This window comes from Frankia sp. CeD (genome assembly GCF_000732115.1).
GTDB lineage: Bacteria > Actinomycetota > Actinomycetes > Frankiales > Frankiaceae > Frankia > Frankia casuarinae.
In genome coordinates this window covers 1-6,882 of the sequence record NZ_JPGU01000077.1, presented here as the reverse complement: position 1 = coordinate 6,882, position 6,882 = coordinate 1, and the positions used below count along the sequence as shown (strand labels likewise).

The 6,882-nt window shown below is 66.6% G+C and carries 4 protein-coding genes and 1 pseudogene; 3 read left to right on the top strand and 2 right to left on the bottom strand.

All coding sequences use genetic code 11. The features are described from left to right. On the bottom strand, window positions 1-256 hold a 256-nt coding region (locus CED_RS20585), incomplete at its 3' end, for a transposase family protein (RefSeq protein WP_035913463.1). A 580-nt stretch (window positions 257-836) separates the two neighbouring features. Further along, window positions 837-4,052 (bottom strand): BTAD domain-containing putative transcriptional regulator, encoded by a 3,216-nt coding sequence (locus CED_RS20580; protein ID WP_084680889.1) that lies wholly within the window; start codon window positions 4,050-4,052, stop codon window positions 837-839. 927 nt (window positions 4,053-4,979) lie between these two features. Between CED_RS20580 and CED_RS20575 the strand changes: the two genes are divergently transcribed. The 3 genes and pseudogenes from CED_RS20575 to CED_RS24050 all read left to right on the top strand — a co-directional run. Beyond that, window positions 4,980-5,210 carry an IS5 family transposase gene (locus tag CED_RS20575; protein ID WP_011436542.1) on the top strand — a complete coding sequence of 77 codons (231 nt, stop codon included), beginning with the start codon at window positions 4,980-4,982 and terminating at the stop codon, window positions 5,208-5,210. Window positions 5,211-5,402: 192 nt separating this feature from the next. Further along, window positions 5,403-6,614 (top strand): IS110 family transposase, encoded by a 1,212-nt coding sequence (locus CED_RS20570; RefSeq protein ID WP_035913461.1) that lies wholly within the window; start codon window positions 5,403-5,405, stop codon window positions 6,612-6,614. Between the two features lie 65 nt (window positions 6,615-6,679). Then, window positions 6,680-6,882 (top strand): annotated as a pseudogene (locus CED_RS24050) (hypothetical protein); the annotation flags it as partial.

The following is a 6,882-nucleotide window of genomic DNA, read 5'->3' as shown; positions in this document are numbered from 1 at the left end:
GGCCCGCGACCGCCTGGCCGGCGTCGGCGGACCATTCACCGATCGCGGTGAACGACCGCGCCCCGGCGAGCACCGCGCAGGTCGCCAGCGTCAGCACAGCGGCCAGGCTGTGCCGCCTGCCGCGGGGCTTCCGGGGGTCCGGTAGCTGGTTGAAGACCGCCAGCAGACCCGCCGGCGACGGAGGCTGGTTGCCGGCGCCGACGGCAGCCAGCCGATCGAGAACAGGGGCAGGCGGTAATACTGGTGCGGCGGGCATGGCACCTCGAGACGATCATGACGGNGTAGGAACCTCCATGATCTCCAGGAGCCGTGCCCGCACCCATGACGCCCCCGGCCTCGCGTCAGAAGCGCGCTACGCAACNCCACTGGAAGCCCCACACAACGCCGAAAGTCTGCTTACCAGCAAACTTGCCGAGGCCCTGGCACGGTGTCGGTCAGGAACACTTCGGAAAGCGCGTGACGGTGGATGAGGGAACGGTCGACCGTCTGCATGAAGTGCAGCTCGCGGAGAGAGTCCTCGGTGTGTGCGATCTCAGTGTCAGCCGGCATCTACGGATCCTTCGCTGGGGTCCTGCGCGGGATTTCTTCCGCTGATTGCTGCGCCCGTCGCCAGGACGGCATCTGCTTGTACTGGGCGCATATTTCCTGCGCAGGACAAAGCTACCCCGACCATCCTTTCGTGCCGCTGACGGCTGGCTGGCGGTTGACATCAGCGGGACCACGCCGGCGTATCAGACCAGTTCCGCCGAGGGGCGCATGATCAGAGGGTGAGAAAGGCCGGATGTCGCGCGGTCCGCGCACCCGGGTTGTATCAGGCACGCGGTCCAGCCGACGGTCTACGACGCTTCGTTCCGGAGGGGTTCGGCGGATGGCAAAAGGTTCGACCGGCGCGTGACCAGGGCCATAATCCTTTTCGCCTCGGCCGCGCCCAGAAGCTGCCCGGTCTCCTCCGAGATGGTGCGCAGGCGTTGTGCGCATTCGGTGGCTCGCTCGAACTCCTGCTGCTCGGCGTACATCAGCCCGAGGTCTACCAGGATCCTGCGCTGAGTGATCCGGTTGGTGCCGGCCACCAGGGCGAAGGCGTCTGCCGCGTGCAGCGCCGCGGCGGCGGCACGGCCGAAGTGGTCGTCCGCGAGCGCGATCCGGACGAGCGAGTAGGCCTTCCCGTCGGTGTAGTCGATGGCGTTTGCCCGTTCGAATGCCTGCCGGGCGCACTGGATGGATGCGGTCCAGTCCCCGCGCTCGGCGTTGATCCCCGACATGATGCAGAGGGTCTCCGCCTCAAAGGTCCGGTCACCGCACTCCTGGAAGGCGCCCAGCGCCTGCTCGGCGAACTCAAGCGCGGCCTGGTTGTCACCGACATCGTGGTGCACCAGCGCGAGCCCGTAGAGCGAGATGCTCCGGTCGTAGAAGGAGTCGATACGCGTGGAGACCTCAAGAGCCTGGGAGAAGCAGGACTTCGCAGCGTCCAGATCTCCCAACGCCTCACGTACCAGGCCCAGGTTCCTCAGGCTGTACGAGGTGATGTGATGCAGCCCGAGCTCGCCGGCGGCCCGCAGCGACGACGTGATGTAGGTCGTGGCCACAGTCATGTCGCCCTGAGCCCAGTGGATCTGGCCGAGTAGTCCAAGCGCGGCGGCCTCGGTCCGCGGGGACCCGACTTCCCGGGCGATCGCCAAGGCCTCCTGCCCGATGCGCTCGGCCTGATCGACCTGGCTGAGACTCAGATGGGCGAGACTGAGGTTGTTCAGGATGGCGGCCACCTCCTCGGACATGCCGAGGTCGGTGTGCAGGGCGACACTTTCAGCAAGGTGGTTTATCGCCTGACGATAGTCACCTAGCGTGTTATACAGGTTGGCGAGACTGCGGTGCATCGCGGCCATGCCGAGCTTGTCCTTACTCCGACCGGCCGCAATCAGACCGCCGTGCGCCGCCTCCGACCATTCAGTCCGATATCTTCCGGTCCAGAAGAACCCGCGGAGCGCATCGGAAAGATGCCAGGTCAGATGGCTTGAACAGGAACCGTCGAGCGCGCGCATACAAGCAAGGACGTTGCGCCACTCCGCGAGCAGCCANGCCATCGCCTGGCTCTCGTCGACGAATTCCGGCGCGTCGATCACGGAGCGTGTTTCTGGCGGCAGCGGGAGCCGGAGGAACTCCACGTGCAGGATATCCACCGCGTTTCTCGTGCCGACCAGGTACCACAGGCCGAGACGGTCCACTGCCGCCGCTATCTCCTGGGCAGTGAAATGGTCGCCTGCCCGCTTGTAAGCGTATTCCCGCAGCAGGTCGTGAAACTGGTACCGGCCGGGCGCCTGCTGCTGCAGCAGGTTCGCCACCGTGAGCCTGTTCAACGAGTTGCGGGTCTGGGCTGTGCTCATGTCTGCCAGGACAGCGACGGCATTGGCCGAGAAGTCGGGCCCGGGGAAGAGCCCGGCCAGGCTGAACAACCGGCGATCGTCCGGCCCGACCGAGTCGTAGGACAGCGCGAAGGCGTTGGACACCGCCGAGACCGGGTCGTCGTCCACGGTAAGCGCCGCCAGCCGGTTGCCCGTGCGCAGGCTGTCCACGTATTCGTCGGCGTGGCCGCCCGGGAAACTGATCAGATTGGCGGCGGCGATGCGCAGGGCGAGGGGGNGATACGCACACAGCGCCACCACCTCCGGAATCAGCGCAGGATCCACCGGGACAGCGACGTTGCGCAACATGCCCTCGACGAGCTCGCGGGACTCCTCGGGGCTCAGAGTGCCCACTTGGACGACCTGCGCGCCCAGCGTGGCGACCAGGCCACCCAGGTGCCGTCGGCTGGTGATGATGACGGAGCAACCGGCGTCGCCGGGCAACAGCGGCATCACCTGGTCAATGCTCGAGGCGTTGTCGAGCATCACCAGCACGTGTCGGCCGGCGACCTTCGATCGGAACAGGTTCGCCTGCTCGGCCAGCTCGACCGGGATCTGGCCCGGCGGAACGCCGAGGCTGCGTAGGAACTGCGGCAGCACATGCTCCGGAGTGAGCGGCGGGTCCTGGCCGAGCCGCTCGTGGCTGCGCAGGNTGACGTACAGCTGCCCGTCCGGGNACGCTGGCCGCAACCGGNGGCCGAGACTTACAGCCAGCGCCGTCTTGCCGATTCCGGGCGGCCCGCACAACACGACGACCGGTACGCCCGGGCGCGTCCCAGACGGGCGCAAGGCCTCGGTGAGCTGGTCCATCAGCTCCTGCCGGCCGACGAACCCGATCGCGTCGGCGGGGAGCTGGGCCGGCACTGTGGACGGCGTCGCCGCGTCGGGTGCGGACCGATCCGGCAGGCACAGCTGCGGGTCGGACTCGAGGATCCGCCCGTGCAGGTCCCGCAGGCCGCTGCCGGGCTCGATGCCGAGCTCGTCTACCAGCAGCGTGCGCACCTGCTGGTAGACGTCCAGTGCCTCGGCCTGCCGGCCGGCCCGGTACAGGGCCAGCATCAGCAGCTCCCAGAACTTCTCCCGATAGGGATTGTCGATAGCCGCGAGGCGGATCTCGCGGACAATCTGGGCGGCTCGGTTCAAGCGCACCTCGAGCTCGAAGCGGGACTCCAGCGCGGACATCCTTTCCTCCTCCAGCGCCGCGCCCTTCTCCCGGCGCAGGGACTCGGAGGGCACGTCGGCCAGCGCGGGGCCGCGCCAGATCGCCAGCGCGTCGGTCAGCAGTTTCGCCTGAGCCTGCGGGTCCGCCGTCTCCTCGGCCCCCCTGATCAGCCGGCGGAACTGCTGCAGGTCCAGGACCGCCGTCCCGAGGTTCAGGCGGTAGCCGCTACTGACAGTGCTCAGCATCTTCGGGTCGCCCAGGAGCTGACGGAGCCGCCGAATGTACGTGTGTAGCGCTCCCCGCGGGTTCGCTGGCTGGTGGTCGTCCCACAACCAGTCGATCAGCCGATCGGAGCCGACGACGCTGCCCGCGTCCAGCAGGAGGGCTGCCAGCAGGGTGCGGAGCTTTCCGGACTCAATCGAGATGATCTCTCCTTTGAGAATGATCTCCAGAGGACCGAAGATCATGAACGCATTGATGCTGTCCACCATGCTCGTGGGCTCCTCGCTCGAACCGACCTTCAGTCTTCTGGTCTCGCTTCACTGAATGGACATGCTCCTCCTGAGGGTGGTTACGGTCCACGGGCCAGCGGGCCGAAAGGAGAGCTGAGGTCCACGCGCCACGGCTGCTTTCCAGTCGCAGGCGCCAGGCCCGATGACTCGGCGGCGATTGCAGAGACGTCTGACCAGCGCCGACTGACTCGCGAAGAGCGCGCCGGCACTCAGCGAGGCCCTTTCACTGGCTGGCTTCATGATACGAACGATCCGCGACCTTTCATGACGATGTCGCATGCACGACAGAGATATCGCATGCTACTCGCCGGGGTCGGTAAGCACCCAAAGCACTCCGTCGGCCGGCGTTTCCGAGAGATGAATAAAAATGATCTTACGACTGCCGGACCCTACCACGGTACGGCCTTCCAGGCGCGCGGCGGCGTGGGGAAGATCTCCCATCCGCTGCTATTCTCGCCGCCGACCACGGCTTACGCCAAGGTATTTTGATGGGAACCAATGTCGATCTTTCCGGGGTGTGGCCCGACTGTGCCGAACGTCACCAGATCGCGGGCGGCCCACGGGCGGCACGCGGGATTACCGTCGCGCAGCGGCGGTCTTTACGGGCCTCCGGTTCGATCGAGTTCTTCTACGAGCGACGTACCTGCAGTTCTTCGACCGACACGGACCACGCCCCCCGACGCCAGTGAGATTGATCATTGAGCCTTTTCAATCTCTGTTTGTCTGATTCTTTCGGCCGTTGAGGATCACCAATTGACGAATTGAACGGGCACTGGTTCCGGTCGTTCCGTCATCTGGCGGCGGCGATAGTTGNNCGGGCGGTGGCCGGAGGGGTGCCGTAAATAGAGAAGTCCCCGGTAGATCACAGGGTGTCTACCCCACTGTGCCCTTGACCGAGGACTTCCGTTGCTAACCTACCCTGGTGTCGTCGACCTGCCCGAGTCGACCCTGACCTTCCTTGCGGGGCTGCTGGCCGAGGATCGCGCCCAGCGNCGGACCTGGCGCAAGCTGCCCCCACCCGAGCAGGCACTCCTGGTNCTCGTCCACCTCCGCAAGGGTGAACGCTACGAGCAGCTCGCCGAGGGCTTCCAGGTCAGGTCAGTGATCATGACGGCTTGCGCCGGCACCCTGCCCTGATGNGGATGTTGGTGCCGTCCGGTCCGACGTCGTCCCTCTGTGGTGCCTGCGAGCCCGTAGGTCAGTGTGGCGCGGAGGTCCTGAGGAATCCTGTCCTGCTGCCACGAGCGCGTACCTCAGAATCTTTGANGACAGGCCCTCCCCGGGCGGTCCGTGTGGATCACTGATCGTAAGGGGAGGAGGCNGTCTTTCATGGATGTGGTGATCGACCGGGTCGCCGGGTTGGACGTGCGCCGGGACACGGTCGTGGCGGCGGTCCGGGTTGGCGGGCGTGGTGGCGGCAGGCGGGGGGNGGNGCGGACCTTCGCCACGACGGGAGCGGGACTGACCCGGCTGGCCGGGTGGCTGTCGGAACAGCGGGTTTCTCTGGTGGGTATGGAATCCACCGGCGTCTACTGGAAGCCGGTGTTCCACCTGCTGGAAGACCGGTTCGAGTGCTGGCTCCTCAACGCCACCCACGTCCGCAACGTACCAGGCCGAAAAACAGACGTCGCGGACGCGGCGTGGATCTCGGACCTCGTCGCGCACGGCCTGGTACGCGCCTCGTTCGTGCCGCCGAAACCCCAGCGGGACCTGCGTGACCTGACCCGGGCCCGGCGGATCGTGGTCGAGGAGAAGACCCGGGAGATCCAGCGGCTGGAGAAACTGATGCAGGACGCCGGCGTGAAACTCACCAGCGTCGCCTCCAAGCTACTCGGGGTCTCGGGCCGTGCGATCCTGGAGAAGATGATCGAGGGAGAGCAGTCCCTGGAATATCTCGCTGATCAGGCCCGTGGCCGACTCCGCAGCAAGATCCCACAGTTGCAGGAGGCACTCGCGGGAACGTNCCGCTCCGGGCATCACGGGTTCCTCGCCGCGCAGCTCCTGGCCCGGATCGACCTGTGTGACGAGCAGATCGACGAGCTCGACCACCGGATCGAGGTGATGATCGCCCCTTTTCGGGAGACGGTCGACCGGATCCGCACGATCACCGGGGTCGGTGAGGTCACCGCGACCGTGCTGCTCGCCGAGGTCGGCCTGGACATGAGCCGGTTCCCCACCGCCGGCCATCTCGCGTCCTGGGCGGGTATCTGTCCGGGGAACAACACCTCGGGAGGGAAACGCCTGTCCGGGCGGACCCGACACGGTAACAAGTGGTTACGTACCGCGTTGACCGAGGCCGCGCACGCCGCCGCCCGGAGCAAGGACACCTACCTGGCGTCCCACCACGCCCAGGTCCGTGGCCGCCGCGGTGTCCTGAAAGCGATCGGCGCGNCCCGCCACGACATTCTCATCGCCTACTGGCACATCATCGCGAACAAGACCGTCTACCAGGACCTCGGCGGAGACTGGCATGCCCGCCGACGCCGGGACCCTGAACGCCGCCGGAAGAACCTCGTCGGCGAACCCTACCTGCCAAGATGATGTGAGACAGAGGTCATCGTCAGTCTAGGCTAGGTATGGCGGGTAGGGAGGGGTTGATCGTGGCGATGGTGCTGACGGCCGGGCGGGGCCTGGTCGATGATGGTCGGGTGGATGACGAGCCCGAGCGGCCGCGGCCTGACCCGGAGGTCGAGCCGAAGGCGAAGCGGCGGACGTTCACGGCGGAGTACAAGGCGCGGATTCTCGCGGAGTACGACGCGGCCGGGCATGGTGAGAAGGGCGCGATCCTGCGCCGGGAGCGGTTGTATTC